Origin of the sequence: Variovorax monticola, assembly GCF_051216855.1 — a bacterium.
In the GTDB taxonomy this organism is placed as follows: Bacteria; Pseudomonadota; Gammaproteobacteria; order Burkholderiales; family Burkholderiaceae_C; genus Variovorax.
The window spans coordinates 1-18,987 of the sequence record NZ_JBPJZP010000004.1 but is presented as its reverse complement, the minus strand read 5'-3'; the positions used below and the strand labels follow the sequence as shown (position 1 = coordinate 18,987).

Below are 18,987 nucleotides of genomic sequence, written 5' to 3'. Positions count from 1 at the left end.
TTCCCCTTCCGGGGGAAGGCTGGGATGGGGGCAAGCGGCGTGGGTTCGGCGCAGTGCTTTGTCGCGTGCCGTCGTGCCCCACCCCAGCCCTCCCCCGGGAGGGGAGGGAGCAAGGCAGGGGAGAAAAACCGGGTCAATCCTTCTTGCCGATGCCCAGGTACGTATCGATGATCCGCTGGTCGTGCAGCAGGTCGCGCGCCTGGCCTTCGAGCGCCACGGCGCCCATCTCCAGCACATAGGCGCGGTCGGCCACCTGCAGCGCGGCGCGGGCGTTCTGTTCCACCAGCAGCACCGACACGCCATGGCTGCGCAATTGCGACACCACGCGCAGCACCTCGCGCACCACCAGCGGGGCCAGGCCCAGCGAGGGTTCGTCGAGCATCAGCAGGCGCGGGCGCGCCATCAGCGCGCGGCCGATGGCCAGCATCTGGCGTTCGCCGCCCGACAGCGTGGAGGCCATCTGCGGCTTGCGCTCGCGCAGGCGCGGAAAAATCTCGAAGACTTCTTCCATGCGCGCACGCTGGTCGCGCTTGCCCTTGCGCCACTGGTAGAAGCCGCCGAGCAGCAGGTTGTCTTCCACCGACATCTCGCCGAACAGCTCGCGCCGCTCGGGCACCAGCGCCACGCCGCGCGCCACCATGGTCTCCACGCCGGGGCGCGCGATGCGCTCGCCGTCCAGCGCAAGCTGTCCGGTGGAGGGCAGCAGGCCCATGGCCGCGCACAGCAGCGTGGTCTTGCCCGCGCCGTTGGGGCCGATGACGGTGACGATCTCGCCCTCGTTCACCTGCAGGCGCACGTTGTGCACCGCTTCCACGGTGCGGTAGGCGACGCAGAAGTCGTCGAGTCGAAGCAGGGGGTGGCTCATCGTGCGTCCTCGAGCAGTTCGTCGTCCGCGCCGCCCAGATAGGCTTCAAGCACGCGCGGGTTGGCCTGCACTTCGGCGGGCGTGCCGGTGGCGATGACGGTGCCGAATTCGAGCACCGTGATGCGGTCGGCCAGGTTCATCACGAACTCCATGTCGTGTTCCACCACGAGGATGCCCAGGCCTTCGGCGCGCAGCTGGCTCAGCAGCACCGACAGGGCGCGCTTTTCCAGGTGACGCAGGCCGGCGGCGGGCTCGTCCAGCAGCAGCACCGAGGGCTGGCCGGCCAACGCGCGTGCAATCTCGACCACGCGTTGCTGGCCCAGCGACAGCGATGCGGCGGGCGTGTCGGCATGCGCGCCGAGGCCGCAGCGTTCGATCTGCCGGCGGGCCTCTGCCATCAGCGCGGCTTCTTCGGCGCGGTCCAGCCGCAGCATGGCCGCGAGCCAGCCGCGCCTGGCGCGCAAGTGGGCGCCCAGCGCGACGTTCTCGACCACGCTGCGCTGACCCAGCAGGCGCACGTGCTGGAAGGTGCGGCCCAGGCCCAGCGCGGCGAAGGCACGCGAGGGCTTCGTGGCCATCGACTGGCCGGAGAGCCTGACCTCGCCCGAGCTGGGATCGTCCACACCCGAGATCATGTTGAAGAAGGTGCTCTTGCCAGCGCCGTTGGGGCCGATCAGCGCATGGATCTCGCCGGCCTTCAACGTCATGGAGATCGCGTTGTTGGCGACCAGGCCGCCGAAACGCTTGCTCACGTCGCTGGCCTCCAGCAGCATCTCGCCGCTGGCGGGCAGGGTGCGCTGCGCGAGCTGTACCGTGGGCGCCTTCGACGCGGCGGCAGGTGCCCTGCCCGTCTTGTCCTCGCGCACCCAGCGGCGCACCAGGCGCGCCAGCGTGGGCCACAACCCGTCGGAGAAGCGCTGCAGCACGAAGAGCATCAGCAGGCCGAACACGATCACCTCGAAGTTGCCGCTGGTGCCCAGCAGGGCGGGCAGCACGTCCTGCAGCTTTTCCTTCAGCAGCGTGATGAGCGTGGCGCCCAGCACCGCGCCCCACAGGTGGCCCGCGCCGCCGACCACCGCCATGAACAGCAGCTCGATGCCGATGTTCAGGTTGAAGGGCGTCGGGTTCACGAAGCGCTGCAGGTGCGCATAGAGCCAGCCCGACACCGCCGCCAGCAGCGCGGCCAGCACGAAGAGCTTGATGCGGTGGCGCGCCGTGTCGACACCCATCGACTCGGCCATGAGCCGCCCGCCCTTGAGCGCGCGAATGGCGCGGCCTTCGCGCGAATCGAGCAGGTTGTGCAGCGCCCACAGCGCCAGCAGCAGCACCGCCCAGATCACCACGCCCAGAGCGCGCGGCGTGGCGAGCGACACGCCCGCGACGACCAGCGGCGGCACGCCGGTGATGCCGGTCTGCCCGCCCAGGAAGTCCATGTTGCCCAGCAGGTAGTACAGGCTCAGGCCCCACGCGATGGTGCACAGCGGCAGGTAGTGGCCCTGCAGCTTGAGCGTGACCGCGCCCAGCGCCCAGGCCAGCGCGAAGGTGAACAGCAGGCCCAGCAACAGGCCGGCCCAGGGCATCAGCGCCGGGCTCACCGCGCCGCCCAGCCACGCTGCGGCCGCGGGCGAGGTGCAGATCCACGCGGTGGCATACGCGCCCATGCCGACGAAGGCGGCCTGGCCGAAGGAGGTCATGCCACCCACGCCGGTCAGCATGACCAGGCCGGCCGCGACCAGCGCGTACAGGCCGATGTTGCTGAGCACGGACACGGTGAACTCGGGCAGGAAGCCCCAGGCGAGCGCGAGCGCGACGACGAGCACCAGCGTGAGCTGGCGCGGCGTGACCAGCGGCTTGCCTTCGGGCGGTGCGGATGCGGCGAGGTGGTTCGAAGACGCGCTCATTCCTCGTCCTCCACATGATGGCTGCGCAGCGACCGCCACCACAGCACGGGAATGATCAGGGTGAAGACCAGCACTTCCTTGAACGGGCTGGCCCAGAAAGAGGCGAAGGCTTCGAGCTGCCCGACGAGCAGCGCACCCACGAGCGCCAGCGGATAACTTGCCAGCCCGCCGACGATGGCCGCGACGAAGCCCTTCAGGCCGATCAGGAAGCCGGTGTCGTAGTACACGGTGGTGATCGGCGCGATCAGCAAGCCCGACACCGCGCCGATGAGCGCCGCGAGCGCAAAGCTCAGGTCACCCGACAGTTCCGTCGGAATGCCCGAGAGCCGCGCGCCCACGCGGTTGATGGCGGTGGCGCGCAGCGCCTTGCCGACCATCGAGCGGCCGAAGAACAGGAACATCGCAATCACCAGCAGCAGCGTGACGCCCACCACCACCAGCGACTGCCCGCTGACCGGGATGCCGCCGATGTCGAAACGCGCGTCCGAGAACGCCGTGGTGCGCGAACCTTCGGCACCGAAGAACAGCAGGCCCAGGCCGACCAGCACGCCGTGCAGCGCGACCGACACGATCAGCAGCATCAGCACGTTGGCGTCCGCCAGCGGCCGGTAGGCCAGCCGGTAGAGCAGGGGACCGAGCGGCATGATGAGCACGAGCGTGGTGAGCGTCTGGCCCGCCATGGAGGTGGGCTTGAGCAGCAGCACCAGCGCGGCGGCGGCCGCCGGCAGCACCACGCACCACGCGAGCGCGGAGGCCCAGTCGACCACCGCGCCGCGCTTCCAGCGCCAGAGCTCGACCACCAGCACCGCGACGGCCAGCACCAGCAGCAGCCACAGCGTGGCCGGCACGCGGCCGGCCTGCAGCATCGCCATCGAGAGGGCGCCGAAGGCGACGAACTCGCCCTGCGGAATGAAGATCACGCGCGTGACCGAAAACACCAGCACCAGCGCGAGCGCCATCAGTCCGTAGACCGCGCCGTTCACGATGCCGTCCTGCCCCAGGAGCAGGGCGATCTGCAAATCCATAAGAAAACCTTCGGGCTCGGCCCGTGTGTCGAATCGGTGTCAGGCACAAGCGCCGTCGGTGGCGCTGCCTTGCATTGCATTGCTCCTTCCCCCTCCGGGGGAAGGCTGGGATGGGGGCGTTGCCCTTTCGGCGCAGTGCCTCATCACAAGCCGCTTGCCCCCACCCCGGCTCTCCCCCAGCGGGGGAGGGCGCAAGGCGGGAAAACTCAGGGCTGGTATTTCCAGGCGCCGTTCTCTACCTTCACCATCACGCGTGCGCGTTGGTCCAACCCGAGGTGGTCTTTCTCGGTCATGTTGAACACGCCGTGCGCGCCCGACACGTCCTTGGTCTGCTCCAGCGCATCGCGCAGCGCCGCACGGAATTCGGGCGTGCCGGGCTGGGCCTTCTTGAGCGCGACAGGCACGGCGGCGGTCATCAGCAGGCCGGCGTCCCAGGCGTGCGCGCCGAAGGTCGACACCGTGCCCTTGCCGTTGGCCGCTTCATAGGCTGCCACGTAGGCCAGCGCGGACTTCTTCACCGGGTTGTCGGCAGGCAACTGGGCGGCGACGAGCACGGGGCCCGCGGGCAGGAAGGTGCCTTCCACGTCCTTGCCGCCCACGCGCAGGAAGTCGGCGTTCGCCACGCCGTGCGTCTGGTACATCTTGCCGGTGTAGCCGCGCTCCTTGAGCGTCTTCTGCGGCAGCGCGGCCGGGGTGCCCGAGCCCGCGACCAGCACGGCGTCGGGCTTGGCGGACATGATCTTCAGCGCCTGGCCGGTCACCGACGTGTCGGTGCGCGAGTAGCGCTCGTTGGCGACCACGGTGATCTTCTTCAGCGCGGCGGCCTTGGCGAATTCTTCGGACCAGCCTTCGCCGTACGCGTCGGAGAAGCCGATGAAGGCGACCGTCTTCACGCCGTTGGCGGCCATGTGCTCGGCGATGGCCAGCGACATCATGATGTCGTTCTGCGGCGTCTTGAACACCCACTTCTTCTTGGCGTCCATCGGCTCGATGATGCGGGCCGAGGCGGCGATGGAAATCATCGGCGTCTTCGCTTCGCTCGCCACGTCGATCATGGCCAGCGAGTTGGGCGTTGTGGTGGAGCCCAGGATGATGTCGACCTTGTTCTCGGCGATGAGCTTGCGCGTGTTGGCCACGGCGGCCGTGGTGTCCGACGCGTCGTCCAGCACGATGTAGTTGATCTTCTGGCCGCCGATGGTCTTGGGCATCAGCGCGATGGTGTTCTTCTCGGGAATGCCGAGCGAGGCGGCAGGGCCGGTGGCCGAGACCGTCACGCCGACATTGACGTCGGCCCAGGCCGCGGCGGCGGTGGCGCACAGTGCGGCGATCAGCAGGGGCTTGAAGAATTTCATGGGTGGTTTGTCTCCGGGTTGAATGAATGTTGAGGCCTGAAGTATCTCAGCGCTCGTCGAACGAAAGCGTGACGCGTTCGGTCAGTGGGTGTGCCTGGCAGGTCAGTACGAAACCCGCGGCCACTTCATTCTTGTCGAGCGCGAAGTTTCTTTCCATGCGGACTTCCCCGTCCACGCATTTGGCGCGGCAGGTTCCGCACACGCCCGAGGTACAAGAGAACGGCACTTCGAGCCCGGCCGCCGACGCCGCGTCGAGGATGCTGGGCTGGCCTTCGGTGAAGGTGATTTCGCGCTGCAGGCCGTCGCGAATGATGGTGATGCGCGCCTGCTTCGCGTCGCCGGGCAGCGCTTCGTGCACCACCGCGCCCACCTGCTCGGTGGACGTGGTCGAGGGCAGCGCGACGCCGAAGCGTTCGATGTGAATGCGTTCCTCGGGCACGCCGGCCGCGAGCAACGCGGCCTCGGCCTCGTCGTTCATCTGGAATGGGCCGCACACGTACACGTGGTCGATGCGCGACGCGGGCACCACGCTCTTCAGGAACTCGCCGATCTTCTCGCGGTTCATCACGCCGTAGCCCAGGGGCGAATCGGTGTGCTCGTCGGAGAACACATGCTGCAGCACCAGGCGCGTCATGTAGCGGTTCTTCAGGTCCTCGATTTCTTCCTTGAACATCGTGGACTGCAGCTGCCGGTTGCCGTAGATCAGCGTGAAGCGGCTCGCGGGCTCGCGCGCCAGCACCGTCTTCATGATCGACAGGATCGGTGTGATGCCGCTGCCGCCGGCAATGCCGACGTGGTGGCGCGCGGCCTGCGGTTCGATCGGCACGAAGAAGCGGCCTTGCGGGGCCATCACCTGCACCTCGTCGCCGGGCTTCAGGTGGGCGTTGATCCAGTTGGAGAACACGCCGCCGCGCACCTTGCGCACGCCCACGCGCAGCTCGCCGTCGTCCAGGCCGGCGCAGATCGAATAGGAGCGGCGCAGGTCCTGGCCGTCGATGTCCTTGCGCAGCGTGAGGTACTGGCCCTGGGTGAAGCCGAAGACCTGCTGCAGGTCGCCGGGCACGTCGAAGGAGACGATGACGGCCTCGGCCGTGTCGGGCTCCACGGCCTTCACGCGCAGGGGATGGAAAAGGGTGCTCATGCGAGATGCTCGAGGTTGCCGGGGATTTTTCCAGGGCTGCCGTGGAACCGGCTTTGCCGGGCCACTGGCAGCGCCCCCTTGAGGGGGAAGGAGAAGCGACACGAAGTGCGCGAAGCCTGGGGGTGGGTCTTCATATGGGCTTGAAGTGTTCGAAGGGTTCGCGGCAGGCCATGCAGCGATATAGGGCCTTGCACGCTGTCGAGCCGAAGGCCGAGAGCCGCTCGGTGCGCTCGCTGGCGCAGCGCGGGCACGCGATGCGCTCGCCCGAGATGCGGCCGAAGAGCTTGATCGGCATGGCTGTACTTGCGGCCGCTTCGGGCGTGAGGTGCGCCGGCGGCGCGATGCCGTAGGCCTTGAGCTTGGCGCGGCCTTCGTCGCTGATCCAGTCGGTGCTCCATGCGGGCGCGCGGCGCAGCGTGGCGCGGGCGTGGCCGAGGCCGGCCTGTTCGATGGCGGCCAGCACGTCGTGCTCGATGGCCTCGGTCGCGGGGCAGCCGGAGTAGGTGGGCGTGAGCACGATCTCCAGGCCGTCGCCGTGGTCGATCACCTCGCGCACGATGCCCAGGTCGCAGACCGACACGGCCGGCACCTCGGGGTCGAGCACGGTGTGCAGCACGGCCCACGCGGCATCGACGCGCGAGGCCGCGAGCGTGGCCACGGCGCCGGCAGTCACCACACGCCCCCGGGGAAGCTGCGTTGCAGGTGCTGCATCTCGGCCAGGATGAAACCCATGTGCTCGCTGTGCACGCCCTGCTTGCCGGTGCTGCGGAAGGCGGCCTCCTTGGGGCAGGCGAGGCCGGCGGCGTCGAGCACCTGCTGCATTTCGGCGAGCCACGGTTCGCGCAGTTCGCTCCAGGCCGGGCCGAAGCCGCTGGCGCTGGCTTGCGCATCGACCGCGTCGCTTTCGAACAGCTCGGGCATGTAGAGCCACAGCTGCTTGAGCGCCTTCTCGGTGCGGCGGCGCGATTCCTCGGTGCCGTCGCCCAGGCGCACGACCCAGTCGGCGGAGTGCTGCTGGTGGTAGCGCGCTTCTTTCACGGCCTTGCCGGCGATGGCGGCCACTTCGGCGTCGCTGGACGTGGCCAGGCGCTGCCACAGCAGCTTGAGCAGGGTCGAGACCATCGTGTTGCGCACCACGGCGAAGGCGAAGTCGCCGCGCGGCAGTTCGGCGATGGTGAGGTTGAAGTAGTCACGTTCATCGCGCAGGTAGGCGAGCTGGTCTTCGTCGTGCACACGGCCTTCGCCTTCGAGCTTGCCGGCGTGCGTCAACAGCGCGCGGGCCTGCCCGACAAGGTCGAGTGCGATGTTGGCCATCGCGATGTCTTCTTCCAGCACGGGCGCATGGCCACACCATTCACCCAGGCGCTGCGCGAGCACGAGGCAGGTGTCGCCGATGCGCAGCAGGTACTGCACGGCGGGCGTTCGGTTCAGTTCGATCGATGCTTGCATGGCGTGCCGCTCACATGTGGTCCACGGACTTGGGCAGCGCATAGAAGGTCGGATGCCGGTACACCTTGTCCTCCGCGGGGTCGAAGAACATGTCCTTGTCCGCCGGATCGCTCGCCACGATCTGCTCGGAGCGCACCACCCAGATGCTGCTGCCTTCCTGGCGGCGCGTGTACACGTCGCGCGCCATCTGGATGGCCATCTTCGAATCCGCCGCATGCAGGCTGCCGCAGTGCTTGTGGTCCAGGCCGGCCTTGCTGCGCACGAACACTTCCCACAAGGGCCACTCTTGCTTTTGTTCGACGGTCATGCCGCCTCCTTCATCGGTTGTTTGTTGGCATGCGCCATGGCGGCTTCGCGGACCCATTCGCCGTCTTCCCAGGCGTCCACGCGGGCTTGCAGGCGCTCGCGGTTGCAGGGCCCGTCGCCGCCGATCACGCGCCAGAACTCGCTCCAGTCGATGGTGCCGAAGTCGTGCGCCTGGCGCTCTTCGTTCCACTTCAGGTCGGGGTCGGGCAGGGTCACGCCGAGGATGGCGGCCTGCTCGACGGCGGCGTCGATGAACTTCTGGCGCAGCTCGTCGTTGCTGAAGCGCTTGATGCCCCAGCGCATCGACTGCGCCGAGTTGGGCGACTGGTCGTCCGGCGGGCCGAACATCATGATCGACGGCCACCACCAGCGGTCGACCGCGTCCTGCACCATCGCCTTCTGCGCGCCGGTGCCGTGGGTCATCATCGTCAGCAGGGCCTCGTAGCCCTGGCGCTGGTGAAAGCTTTCCTCGCGGCAGATGCGGATCATGGCGCGCGCATACGGCGCATACGAGCAACGGCAGATCGGCACCTGGTTCATGATGGCCGCGCCGTCCACCAGCCAGCCGATGGTGCCCATGTCGGCCCAGCTCAGCGTCGGGTAGTTGAAGATCGAGCTGTACTTGGCGCGGCCGCTGTGCAGCGCGTCGAACATCTGGTCGCGCGAGGTGCCCAGCGTTTCGGCCGCGGCGTACAGGTAGAGGCCGTGGCCGCCTTCGTCCTGCACCTTGGCCAGCAGGATCGCCTTGCGCTTCAACGTGGGCGCGCGGCTGATCCAGTTGCCCTCGGGCAGCATGCCGACGATTTCGGAGTGCGCGTGCTGGCTGATCTGTCGCACCAGCGTCTTGCGGTAGTGCTCGGGCATCCAGTCCTTCGCCTCGATGAAGTCTCCTGCATCGATGTGCGCATCGAAGCGCGCTTCGAGCTGCATTTCTTCAGCGGAGCGCAAGGCCTTCTTCTTGCTGCCCTCATCGGCGTCGTTGCCGGCGTCCTTGCCCATGGTGTCCATCGCTTGGGTGTACATGCGGGTGTCCTTTCGTTGGGGTGTTTGCGTAGGCTCTGGCAGCTCAGCGCGCGCGCGTGTCGATCACGCGGCGTGCCTTGCCGGTCTGGGTGCGTTCCATCTCGTCGGGCGCATGCACCACCACGCGCGTGGAGATGCCGATGAGCGTCTTCACGCGGTGCTGCACCCATTCGCCGATGGCGGCGCGGTCGGCCGATGCGGCGTCCGCGGGGTTGAGCTCGCAGTGCACCTCGACCTGGTCGAGCTTGTCAGCGCGGCTCACGTGCACCTGGTACAGGCCCGACAGCGCCTGGTGCGCGAGCACGATTTCTTCCACCTGCGTGGGGAACACGTTCACGCCGCGGATGATCATCATGTCGTCGCTGCGCCCGACGATCTTGCCCATGCGGCGGAACGCGCGCGAAGTGGGCGGCAAGAGGCGCGTGAGGTCGCGCGTGCGGTAGCGAACGATGGGCATGGCCTCCTTGCTCAGCGACGTGAACACGAGCTCGCCCTCTTCGCCGTCGGCCTTCAGCTCGCCGGTCTCGGGGTCGATGATCTCGGGGTAGAAGTGGTCTTCCCAGATGACGGGGCCGTCCTTGCTCTCCACGCATTCGCTGGCCACGCCCGGGCCCATCACTTCCGACAGGCCGTAGATGTCGACCGCGTCCAGCCCGGCCTTGGCCTCGATGTCGCGGCGCATGGCCTCGGTCCACGGCTCGGCGCCGAAAATGCCGACCTGCAGCGAACTGTCTTTGGCGCTCAGGCCCTGGCGCTCGAACTGCTCGATGATCACCTGCATGTAGCTGGGCGTGACCATGATGATGTTCGGTTTGAAGTCCTGGATGAGCTGCACCTGCTTCTCGGTCTGCCCGCCCGACATCGGGATGACGGTGCAGCCCGCGCGCTCCGCGCCGTAGTGCGCGCCCAGGCCGCCGGTGAACAGGCCGTAGCCGTAAGACACATGAATCATGTCGCCGGCCCGCCCGCCCGCCGCGCGGATGGAGCGCGCGACCAAGTCGGCCCAGGTGTCGATGTCCTTCAGCGTGTAGCCGACCACGGTCGGCTTGCCGGTGGTGCCTGAGGACGCATGGATGCGTGCCACTTTTTCGCGCGGCACGGCGAACATGCCGAAGGGGTAGTTGTCGCGCAGGTCGCTCTTCACGGTGAAGGGAAACTTCGACAGGTCGGCCAGCGACTTCAGGTCGTTCGGGTGCACGCCCTTGGCGTCGAAGGCCTGGCGGTAGTGCGCCACATGGTCGTAGGCGTTCTGCAGCGTGGCGCGCAGGCGCGTGAGCTGCAGCGCGGTGATTTCGTCGCGGCTGGCGGTTTCGATGGGGTCGAGGTCGCCGGGGGCGGGGCGTTTGACGGTCATGGGGTTTTGCTTTCCTCAGGCTGCGACAGCGGGGCGGCCCTTGGCCGTGTAGGAGCGTCCGCGAAACATCGCGATGCGCTCGCCGCGCTGGTTGGTGATTTCGGTGTCGTACACGCCGGTGCGCCCGGCCTTGGACACTTCGTGGCAGCGCGCGATGAGCAGGTCCCCCTCGCGCGCGGGGGCGATGAAGTCGATGGAGAAGCCCGAGGCCACGGTCAGCTCGTTGTACGAGTTGCACGCAAAGGCGAAGGTCGAGTCCGCCAGCGTGGCCATGAAGCCGCCGTGGCAGGTGGCGTGGCCGTTGAGCATGTCGGGGCGCACCTTCATTTCGATGGTGGCCTGGCCGGGGCCGACCTCGACGATGCGCATGCCCAGGCCCTGGGTGGCGTTGTCGTTGGCGAACATGCCGTCGCGGACGTATTCGGCCGTCTGCTGCGGCGTGCGGGTGGCGGGCGTGATGTCGGGCGTCGTGTCGGTCATGGCTCAGCGGTCCTTGAACACGGGGGCGCGCTTGGCGCGGAAGGCCTCGACGCCTTCGCGGTAGTCGTCGGCGCTGCCCATGTCGCGCTGCAGGCGGGCTTCTTCGGCGAGCGCGGTGTCCAGGTCCATGCCTTGCGCGGCGGCCATGGCCTGGCGCGTGGCGACGAGGGCACGCGTGGGCATGCCGGACAGCTTCAGCGCGAGCGCTGCCGCGGTGTCGGAAAGTGCCGCGTCGTCCACGCACTGCCAGATCAGGCCGATGCGCGCGGCTTCTTCCGCCGGCAGCTTGTCGCCCAGCATCGCGATGCCCAGCGCGCGCGCCGAGCCCACGAGGCGCGGCAGCAGCCAGGTGCCGCCGGTGTCGGGCACGAGGCCGATCTTGGTGAAGGCCTGGATGAAGCTCGCCGAGCGGCCGGCCACCACCAGGTCGCAGCACAGCGCCAGGTTGGCGCCCGCGCCCGCGGCCACGCCGTTCACCGCCGCGACGACCGGCACCGGCATCGAGCGCAGGCGCGCGACCAGCGGGGCGTAGTAGGTGGAAATGACATGGCCCAGGTCCTTGGGGGCGGCGCCGGGCGTGGGGTCGGGGGCGACCGAGGGGTCGGCCAGGTCCTGCCCGGCGCAGAAGGCGCGGCCGGCGCCGGTGAGCACCACGCAGCGCACGCCCGCGTCGCCTGCGGCCGACGCCAGCGCGGCGAGCAACTCGGCGTGCAGTTCCGTAGTAAAGCTGTTGAGCGCCGCAGGGCGGTTCAGGCGCAGCGTGCGCACCGCGCCGGCGTTGCTGATGAGTACCAAAGGCTCGGTCATGCGTGTCTCTTTCATCCTTCGTGGGAGGCCGATCGACGTGCAAACACTATTGACCGACCGTTCGGTTGATTTTAGGATCGACCTCGATGACTGCACAAGCGCGAGGTATTCAGGGCAAACCCTAGGCCTCGCGTCACAAGCCTGTGCCATCCCCACGAAACAAGGAGACCGGATGCCCAGCTATTCCATCGACGGCGTGATTCCCGTGGTCGACCCCAGCGCCTACGTGCACCCCACGGCCGTGCTGATCGGCGACGTCATCGTCGGCCCGCGCTGCTATGTCGGCCCCTGCGCCAGCCTGCGCGGCGACTTCGGGCGCATCGTGCTGGAGGAAGGCGCCAATGTGCAGGACCACTGCTGCATCCACGGCTTTCCGGAGAACGACACGGTGGTGGAGGTCAACGGCCACATCGGCCACGGTGCCATCCTGCACAGCTGCATCGTGCGGCGCGACGCGCTGGTGGGCATGAACGCGGTGGTGATGGACGAGGCCGAGATCGGCGAGAAGGCCATCGTCGCGGCCTGCGCCTTCGTGCCGGCCGGCATGAAAGTGCCGCCGCGCTCGCTGGTCGCGGGCATTCCGGCCAAGGTGAAGCGCGAACTGAGCGACGAGGAAATCGCCTGGAAGCTGGAAGGCACGCTCACCTACCAGGCGCTCACGGTGCGCAGCCTCGCGAGCCTGCACGAGGTGGCGCCGCTCGCGCAGGTGGAGGCCGGCCGGCCGCGCCTGCCGCAGGCCGACGTGCGCTCGCTCATCGCCACCAAGCGGGGCGAGGGCGGCTGAGGCCGACGGCGCTTCGTGCAAGATCGCGCGTTGCCCTCAACCTTCCAACCCAGGAACCCGACCCGATGCCGCGTGGAAGATCCGCCACCTACGACGACCAGCGTGAACTGATCCTTGCGCAGGCCGCCCAGCTGTTCGCGCGCAGCGGCTATCCGGCCACGTCAATGAACCAGGTGGCCGAAGCCTGCGGGCTCTCGAAGGCCACGCTCTATCACTACTACAAGGACAAGAGCAGCCTGCTGATCAGCATCGCCGAGACGCACGTGTCCAAGCTGGCGGCGCTGGTGGCCGAGGAAGAAGCGTCGACGCAGACCGACGAAGAGCGCCTGCGCCGCTTCATCTACCGCATCGTGGAGGAATATGCCGGCGCGCAGGACGCGCACCGCGTGCTGACCGACGACGTGCGCTTTCTGGAAGAAGCCGACCGCGAGCGCGTGCTCGACCAGGAGCGCAAGGTGGTCGCAGGCTTTGCGCGCGCGGTGGCGGCCCTGCGCCCCGGCACGCCGAGCGACGACCTCGCCAAGCCGCTGACCATGCTGCTGTTCGGCATGATCAACTGGATGTTCACCTGGATGAAGCCGAACGGGCGGCTAGACCATGCGGCCATTGCGCCGATCGTGGCCGACCTGTTCCTGGGCGGCATCGGCGCGGTGAAGCTGCCTGACTATGCGGCCATCGCAGCCAATGCCGAGGCGGTGCGCGCGGCTACAGAATCCGGTTGAACCACAGCAGCGACAGCCCCGCCGACAGCAGCGTGAGCACCGCCGCACCCAGCGCGAACAGCGCCGAGATTTCGGTTTCCTTCTTCTCCACGGTGAGCTTGGAGCTCAGCGTGTTGTAGACCTTCTTCAGGTCGCTCGCGGTGCCCGCGTAGAAGTATTCGGCATTGGTCTTGTTGGCGATGGCCTTGAGCGTGTCTTCGTCGAGCCTCACGCGCATCGACCAGCCTTCGAAGCCGATGGTCTCGCCGTCGACCGTGCCCACGCCCACCGTGTAGATGCGCACGCCGCGGTCGGCCGCGGCCTTGGCGGCGTCGAGCGGGTCGACGCCGGTGGTGCGCTGGCCGTCGGTCAGCATGATGATCGCGGCCGAGGTGAACGAGCCGGGCGCCACGGGCGTGAAGTCCTTGAGCTTTTTCTCCGACGAGTCGATGGCCGCGCCGCGCTGGCGGCTCGGTGCGTTGAACTGCTCCACGTCGAGGCCAGCGTCCGGGAACAGCGTGGCCAGCGACACCACGATGGCGTTTCCTGTGGCGGTGGCGCGCTGCAATTGAAAGCTGTCGATGGCCGTCACCAGGTCTTCGTGGTTGGTGGTGGGCAACTGCGCCACCTGCGCGCTGCCGGCGAAGGCGACGATGCCCACCTTCACGCTGCGCGGCAGGTCCTTGATGAAGCTCTTGGCCGCCTCTTGCGCCGCCACCAGCCGGTTGGGCAGCACGTCGGCCGCTCGCATGCTGCCGGACACGTCCATCGCCAGGATGATGGTCTGCTGGTTCGACGGCAGCACCACCACCGCCATGGGCCGAGACGCGGCGATCAACATCGCGGCCATGGCCAGCAGGAACAACAGCGGCGGCAGGTGCCGGCGCAGGCTCTGCCCCGGGCCCATCGCCTCGCGCACGATCGACAGGCTGGCGTAGCGCAGCGCCATCTTCTTCTTGCGGCGGATCAGCCACAGGTACAGCAGCACCAGCAGCGGCAACGCCGCCAGCAGCCAGAGGAATTGAGGCCAGAGAAAGTTCATGCTGCCACCGCCTTCGCGCCTGCGGAGCCGATGCGCGTGCGGCGCTTGCGCAGATCGGCAAAACGAACGATGGCCTCGACCAGGTCGTCGCTGGTCGAGAGCTCGAGTGCATCGACGCCGGCCCTGGCCAGCGCGGCGCGCAGGGCGCTCTCGCGCTCGGCCGCCAGGCGCGCGAAGCGCTTGCGAAAGCCGCTGTCGTGCGTGTCGACCCAGAGCTGCTCGCCGGTCTCGGCGTCGCTCAGCGGCACCAGGCCGAGGTCGGGCAGCTCGAGCTCGAGCGGGTCGAACAGGCGCACGGCAATCACCTCATGGCGCTGCACGAGCTGCCCCAGCGGCTTTTCCCAGCCGGGCTCGCTCAAGAAGTCGGACACCACGAACACCGTAGAGCGGCGCGGCATCAGGTTGGCAGCGGACTTGAGCAGGGTGTCGAGCCGCGTCATGCCTTTTTGCGTGGGCATGGCGTGGGCCTTGTCGGCGCGCCGTTCCATCGAATGCAGCAGATGCAGCACATGGCGGCGTCCGCTGCGCGGCGGAATCACCGCTTCGAGGTCGTTGCCGTACACCAGCGCACCGACCCGGTTGCCGTGCCGCGTGAGCAGCCGCGCCATCACGCCGACGAAGCCGGCGGACATCTCGCGCTTGGCCTTCAGGCCCGAGCCGAAATCGACCGAGCGGCTCAGGTCCAGCACGAACCAGGCGGCCATCTCGCGGTCTTCGGTGAACACGCGCACGTAGGGCGTCTGCAGCCGCGCGGTGACGTTCCAGTCGATGTGGCGCACGTCGTCGTGGTGCTGGTATTCGCGCAGGTCGGCCAGGTCGAGGCCGGCACCGCGCATGAGCGTGCGGTAGTCGCCCTGCAGCAGGCCGTCGAGCCTTCGGATCACGGTCCATTCGAGCCGGCGCAGCGCGCGCTCGGCGCCGCCGGCCACGACTGCCTCGGCGGCGAGTCGTTCGTCGTTCGCGGCCGCGGGGGCCTTACGCCACCAGCTTTTCATGTTCGAGCGGTTTTGCAGGGGCGGGCACGGCGCGCATAATCTTTTCGATCAGGCTGTCGGGCGTCAGGCCTTCGGACAGGCCTTCGTAGGAAAGCGTCACGCGGTGGCGCAGCACGTCGGGCACCAGCGCGGTCATGTCCTCGGGCAGCGCATAGCTGCGCCCGCGCAGCATGGCCAGCGCGCGCGCGCCTTCGGTCAGGCTGATGCTGGCGCGCGGGCTGGCCCCGAAGGTGATGAAGCGGCGCAGGTCCTTCAGGCCGTGCTTCTCGGGGGTGCGGGTGGCCGACACCAGCTTCACGGCGTACTGGATCAGCGAGGGGTCGACGTACACGCGCCGCGCCTCGGCCTGCAGCGCCGCCAGCTGTTCGGTGGTGGCGACCGCCGAGACCTCGACCGGCGGGCCGATCACGCGCTGCACGATCACGAACTCTTCTTCGTCCGTCGGATAGTCGACCAGCACCTTCATCATGAAGCGGTCCACCTGCGCCTCGGGCAGCGGGTAGGTGCCTTCGGTCTCGATGGGGTTCTGCGTGGCCATGACCAGGAAGGGGCGCGGCACCTTGTGCGTTTCGCCCGCAATGGTGACCTGGCGCTCCTGCATCACCTCGAGCAGCGCGCTCTGCACCTTGGCCGGCGCGCGGTTGATTTCGTCGGCCAGCAGCAGGTTGGCGAACACCGGGCCCAGCGAAGTGCTGAACTCGCCCGTCTTCTGGTTGTAGATGCGCGTGCCGACCAGGTCGGCCGGCACCAGGTCGGGCGTGAACTGGATGCGCTTGAAATGGCCGCGCACCGTGTCGGCCAGCGTCTTGATGGTGAGCGTCTTCGCCAGCCCCGGCACGCCTTCGACCAAGAGGTGCCCGCCCGCGAGCATGGCGACCATCACGCGCTCGAGAAAGCGGTCCTGGCCCACGACCACGCGCTTGACCTCGTAGAGGATCTGCTCCATCAGTTCGGCGGTTCCCGCAGCGGTGGGGTTGGGAGTCTCTGTGCTCATGCGAAAGGCTTTCGTAGAGGTGACGGAAGAATCAGAACGGCGGCGACCCGGCGGCGGAGGCCGCGTTCTCGATGGGCACGGCGAAAGCGATGCCGATGAAGGTGCGCTGCTGCGTCGGGTTGAGGATGGCGGTGACGATGCCCAGCACCTCGCCGTCCATGTTGATGAGCGGGCCGCCCGAGTTTCCGGGGTTGGCGGCCGCGTCGAACTGGATCAGGTTGCCCAGCTCCTGCTTGCCCTCGGGCGAGCGGAACGAGCGCTTCAGGCCCGACACCACGCCGGCCGACACCGACGGCCCGATGCCGAACGGAAAGCCCACCGCTGCCACCTGGTCGCCGGGGCGCAGGTCGGCGGTGGAGCGCATGGTGGCGGGAATGAGGTCGTCGGGCACCTTCTGCGCCTGCAGCACCGCCAGGTCGTTCTCGGGCTGCACGCCGGTGATGGTGGCGATGGCTTCGAGGCCGTCGAAGAAGGTGACCTTGATCTTGTCGGCGCCCGCGACCACGTGCAGGTTGGTGAGGATCACGCCCTTGTCGACGATCACCACGCCCGTGCCCACGCCGCGCTCGACCTCGCCGGTCGGACCGCCGTCGTTGGGCGCCTCGGGTGCCTTGCCCTTGGCCAGGTTGCGCCCGCGCTTCTGCGTCTTGGCCTCGGGGGTGTTCTTCTCTTCGCCGTAGCTCACCACGCGCACCACCGAGGGCCGGATGATGTCGGCCGCCTTGGCCGCGGGCGAGGGCAGGGTGTTGGTCTGCAGCGTGCGCAGCACGGCCGCGTCGATGTCTTTCTGGGTGAGGGCCTTGGCGCCGGGGCGAGGTGCCCAGATGGCACCGCCGACCAGCGCGGCCGACAGCACGATGAGCAATGCGAAGCTGCGGCGTCCGGGTTGCCAGGCCGTTTTCTTGACCGGCACGGCCTGCGCGGCGTTGCCGGGATCGGCCGCGCCAGCGGCGACAGGCGATGCTGGCGCATCCACCCGATCGGCCGCCTCGTCTGCGGCCGGTGGCGGCGTGCGTGGCGAACGGCTGTAGAAAGCGGGCCTGCGCATCGGAGCACCTCCGGCAAAAAAAATCGCGTGAAGGAGTTCACGGTAGCACGCTTTCCGTGGCTGTGCATCCCTTCGGGCATCATCGCCCGATGGCTACCTTCGTCGATACCCACTGCCATCTGGACGCGCCCGAATTCGGTGCGGAGATGCCCGCGATCCGCGCCCGGGCAGCCGAAAGGGGCGTGGCCCTGTGCGTCATTCCGGCGGTGGCCGCCTTCAATTTCGCCACCGTGCGCGAGCTGGCCCACGCGCAGGGCGATGCTTATGCGCTGGGCATCCACCCGCTGTGCACCGGCGAGGCGAAGGACGAAGACCTCGACGCGCTCGACGCCGAACTGGGCGCCCGTCGCGGCGACCCGCACCTGGTGGCCGTGGGCGAGATCGGGCTCGACTACTTCGTGGAAGGCCTCGACGGCCCCAGGCAGGAGCGTTTCTTTCACACTCAGTTGCAACTGGCACGCAAGCATGGGTTACCCGTGCTGATCCATGTGCGGCGCTCGGTCGACAAGGTGCTCAAGCATTTGCGGCAGACATCGGGCGGCGAGCCATGGCAGGGCATCGCCCATGCCTTCAACGGCAGCGAGCAGCAGGCCAGGGCCTGCATCGCGCTCGGGCTGAGGCTGGGCTTCGGCGGCGCCGTGACCTTCGAGCGCGCGCTGCAACTGCGGCGCCTGGCCGTCACCTTGCCGCTCGAATCGATCGTGATGGAGACCGACGCGCCCGACATCCAGCCGCACTGGCTCTACCGCACGCAGGCGCAGCGCGACGCCGGCGAGCCGCAGGGCCGTAACGACCCTGGCGAGTTGCCGCGCATCGCGGCCGTGGTGGCCGGGCTGCGGGGCATCGGCATCGCCGAACTGGCCGAAGCCACCACCCGGAATGCGTTCGACACATTGCCGCGTCTGAAAAATCTCACGCCGCTGTCGGAACGCCCGCCGCACCGCGCGTAGGCCAATGCCCCGACCTGCGCGGGTGTGTGCAGATGCTGCAGATTTGCTGTCATCCTCGAGGTTCGGAAGTTCGTTGCTTAGACCAGTGGCAAGTCAGTCACTTCAAAAACTTCATCCAAACAGGAGCCTTTACATGACCACGTCTTTCATTCGCACCATGCCCGTCGTCCTCGCACTGGCGCTCGCCTCCATCGGCGTGTCGGCCGTGGCGCAGACCACCGCTCCCGCGGCGGCGACCCCGGCCACGGCCGAGCCCACCACCGGCGAAAAGGTGAAGGAAGCCGGCAGCAACGCTGTCGACGCCACCAAGCGCACGACCAAGAAGGCCGTGAACGCCACCGAGAACGGCGCCGAAAAGGCCTGGGACGCCACCAAGCGCACGACCAAGAAGGCCGCCAACGCCACCGAAAACGGCAGCAAGAAGGCCTGGAACGCCACCAAGCGCACCACCAAGAAGGCCACCACGGCTACCAAGAATGCCGCCGTGAAGACCGGTGACGCGGTTGAAAACACCGGCCACAAGGCCGCCGACGGCATGCGCAGCACCGGCGCCGCCATCGGCGAGAAGATCCCCGGCACGGCCGAGAACGCAGCCGCCAAGAAGCAATAAGCCTGAACAGCCTGCTTCGGCGCCCATGAAAAAACCCGCTTCGCAGGCTGTGTAAATAGTCAGCCGGCCGCTTAGATCAAGATGCCCCGCAACAGCGGGGCATTTTTCATTGGGGCGCGAAGTGAAGAAGACAAGGGCCTCAGCCCCGCAGCGCCTGGTG

20 protein-coding genes are annotated in these 18,987 nt (G+C 68.2%); 4 read left to right on the top strand and 16 right to left on the bottom strand.

The features are described 5' to 3' along the window. Positions 1-133: 133 nt before the first annotated feature. From ACSFA5_RS14740 to ACSFA5_RS14685, 12 genes are all read right to left on the bottom strand, one after another. Positions 134-865 (bottom strand): ABC transporter ATP-binding protein, encoded by a 732-nt coding sequence (locus ACSFA5_RS14740; RefSeq protein WP_435444791.1) that lies wholly within the window; start codon positions 863-865, stop codon positions 134-136. After that, positions 862-2,766: a branched-chain amino acid ABC transporter ATP-binding protein/permease gene (locus ACSFA5_RS14735; RefSeq protein WP_435444790.1), complete on the bottom strand. Its 1,905-nt coding sequence runs from the start codon at positions 2,764-2,766 to the stop codon at positions 862-864. Before ACSFA5_RS14735 ends, ACSFA5_RS14740 begins: the two co-directional genes overlap by 4 nt. Further along, positions 2,763-3,791: a branched-chain amino acid ABC transporter permease gene (locus tag ACSFA5_RS14730; RefSeq protein ID WP_435444789.1), complete on the bottom strand. Its 1,029-nt coding sequence runs from the start codon at positions 3,789-3,791 to the stop codon at positions 2,763-2,765. Before ACSFA5_RS14730 ends, ACSFA5_RS14735 begins: the two co-directional genes overlap by 4 nt. A gap of 206 nt (positions 3,792-3,997) precedes the next feature. Next, on the bottom strand, positions 3,998-5,143 hold the full coding sequence (locus tag ACSFA5_RS14725; RefSeq protein WP_435444788.1) for an ABC transporter substrate-binding protein: 1,146 nt from the start codon (positions 5,141-5,143) through the stop codon (positions 3,998-4,000). A gap of 46 nt (positions 5,144-5,189) precedes the next feature. After that, positions 5,190-6,284 (bottom strand): 1,2-phenylacetyl-CoA epoxidase subunit PaaE, encoded by a 1,095-nt coding sequence (gene paaE, locus ACSFA5_RS14720; RefSeq protein WP_435444787.1) that lies wholly within the window; start codon positions 6,282-6,284, stop codon positions 5,190-5,192. Between the two features lie 130 nt (positions 6,285-6,414). After that, a complete protein-coding gene (paaD, locus tag ACSFA5_RS14715) occupies positions 6,415-6,957 on the bottom strand; it encodes a 1,2-phenylacetyl-CoA epoxidase subunit PaaD (RefSeq protein ID WP_435444786.1) in 543 nt (180 codons plus the stop codon). Further along, positions 6,954-7,733, bottom strand: coding sequence for a 1,2-phenylacetyl-CoA epoxidase subunit PaaC (gene paaC, locus ACSFA5_RS14710; protein WP_435444785.1), 780 nt, complete (start codon positions 7,731-7,733; stop codon positions 6,954-6,956). Before paaC ends, paaD begins: the two co-directional genes overlap by 4 nt. A 10-nt stretch (positions 7,734-7,743) precedes the next feature. Next, a complete protein-coding gene (paaB, locus tag ACSFA5_RS14705) occupies positions 7,744-8,040 on the bottom strand; it encodes a 1,2-phenylacetyl-CoA epoxidase subunit PaaB (RefSeq protein ID WP_435444784.1) in 297 nt (98 codons plus the stop codon). Further along, positions 8,037-9,062, bottom strand: coding sequence for a 1,2-phenylacetyl-CoA epoxidase subunit PaaA (gene paaA / locus ACSFA5_RS14700; protein ID WP_435444783.1), 1,026 nt, complete (start codon positions 9,060-9,062; stop codon positions 8,037-8,039). Before paaA ends, paaB begins: the two co-directional genes overlap by 4 nt. Before the next feature lie 43 nt (positions 9,063-9,105). Beyond that, entirely contained in the window at positions 9,106-10,416 is a 1,311-nt protein-coding gene (paaK, locus tag ACSFA5_RS14695; RefSeq protein WP_435444782.1) for a phenylacetate--CoA ligase PaaK, read from the bottom strand. A gap of 15 nt (positions 10,417-10,431) precedes the next feature. Beyond that, positions 10,432-10,896: a hydroxyphenylacetyl-CoA thioesterase PaaI gene (gene paaI / locus ACSFA5_RS14690; RefSeq protein ID WP_435444781.1), complete on the bottom strand. Its 465-nt coding sequence runs from the start codon at positions 10,894-10,896 to the stop codon at positions 10,432-10,434. 3 nt (positions 10,897-10,899) lie between these two features. Next, entirely contained in the window at positions 10,900-11,703 is an 804-nt protein-coding gene (locus ACSFA5_RS14685; protein ID WP_435444780.1) for an enoyl-CoA hydratase-related protein, read from the bottom strand. A 172-nt stretch (positions 11,704-11,875) separates the two neighbouring features. Here ACSFA5_RS14685 and ACSFA5_RS14680 point away from each other — a divergent pair, with 172 nt between their 5' ends. Then, positions 11,876-12,487 carry a phenylacetic acid degradation protein PaaY gene (locus tag ACSFA5_RS14680; RefSeq protein ID WP_435444779.1) on the top strand — a complete coding sequence of 204 codons (612 nt, stop codon included), beginning with the start codon at positions 11,876-11,878 and terminating at the stop codon, positions 12,485-12,487. A 65-nt stretch (positions 12,488-12,552) separates the two neighbouring features. Further along, positions 12,553-13,209, top strand: coding sequence for a TetR/AcrR family transcriptional regulator (locus ACSFA5_RS14675; protein ID WP_435444778.1), 657 nt, complete (start codon positions 12,553-12,555; stop codon positions 13,207-13,209). Here the strand turns inward: ACSFA5_RS14675 and ACSFA5_RS14670 are convergent. The 4 genes from ACSFA5_RS14670 to ACSFA5_RS14655 are packed head-to-tail and all read right to left on the bottom strand — an operon-like array spanning position 13,193 to position 17,267. After that, positions 13,193-14,230 carry a VWA domain-containing protein gene (locus tag ACSFA5_RS14670; protein WP_435444777.1) on the bottom strand — a complete coding sequence of 346 codons (1,038 nt, stop codon included), beginning with the start codon at positions 14,228-14,230 and terminating at the stop codon, positions 13,193-13,195. The two genes, ACSFA5_RS14675 and ACSFA5_RS14670, sit on opposite strands and share 17 nt — an antisense overlap. Continuing rightward, entirely contained in the window at positions 14,227-15,225 is a 999-nt protein-coding gene (locus ACSFA5_RS14665) for a DUF58 domain-containing protein (protein ID WP_435444776.1), read from the bottom strand. The genes ACSFA5_RS14670 and ACSFA5_RS14665 overlap by 4 nt, the downstream gene beginning before the upstream one ends. After that, on the bottom strand, positions 15,206-16,219 hold the full coding sequence (locus ACSFA5_RS14660; RefSeq protein ID WP_435444775.1) for an AAA family ATPase: 1,014 nt from the start codon (positions 16,217-16,219) through the stop codon (positions 15,206-15,208). The genes ACSFA5_RS14665 and ACSFA5_RS14660 overlap by 20 nt, the downstream gene beginning before the upstream one ends. 31 nt (positions 16,220-16,250) lie before the next feature. Next, positions 16,251-17,267: a S1C family serine protease gene (locus ACSFA5_RS14655; protein ID WP_435444774.1), complete on the bottom strand. Its 1,017-nt coding sequence runs from the start codon at positions 17,265-17,267 to the stop codon at positions 16,251-16,253. An 89-nt stretch (positions 17,268-17,356) separates the two neighbouring features. On the opposite strand from ACSFA5_RS14655, the gene ACSFA5_RS14650 reads away from it, so the two are divergent. Beyond that, complete coding sequence (locus ACSFA5_RS14650; protein WP_435444773.1) at positions 17,357-18,217, top strand: TatD family hydrolase; 861 nt, start codon at positions 17,357-17,359, stop codon at positions 18,215-18,217. Positions 18,218-18,350: 133 nt separating this feature from the next. After that, on the top strand, positions 18,351-18,827 hold the full coding sequence (locus ACSFA5_RS14645; protein WP_435444772.1) for a hypothetical protein: 477 nt from the start codon (positions 18,351-18,353) through the stop codon (positions 18,825-18,827). Positions 18,828-18,987 lie beyond the last annotated feature (160 nt).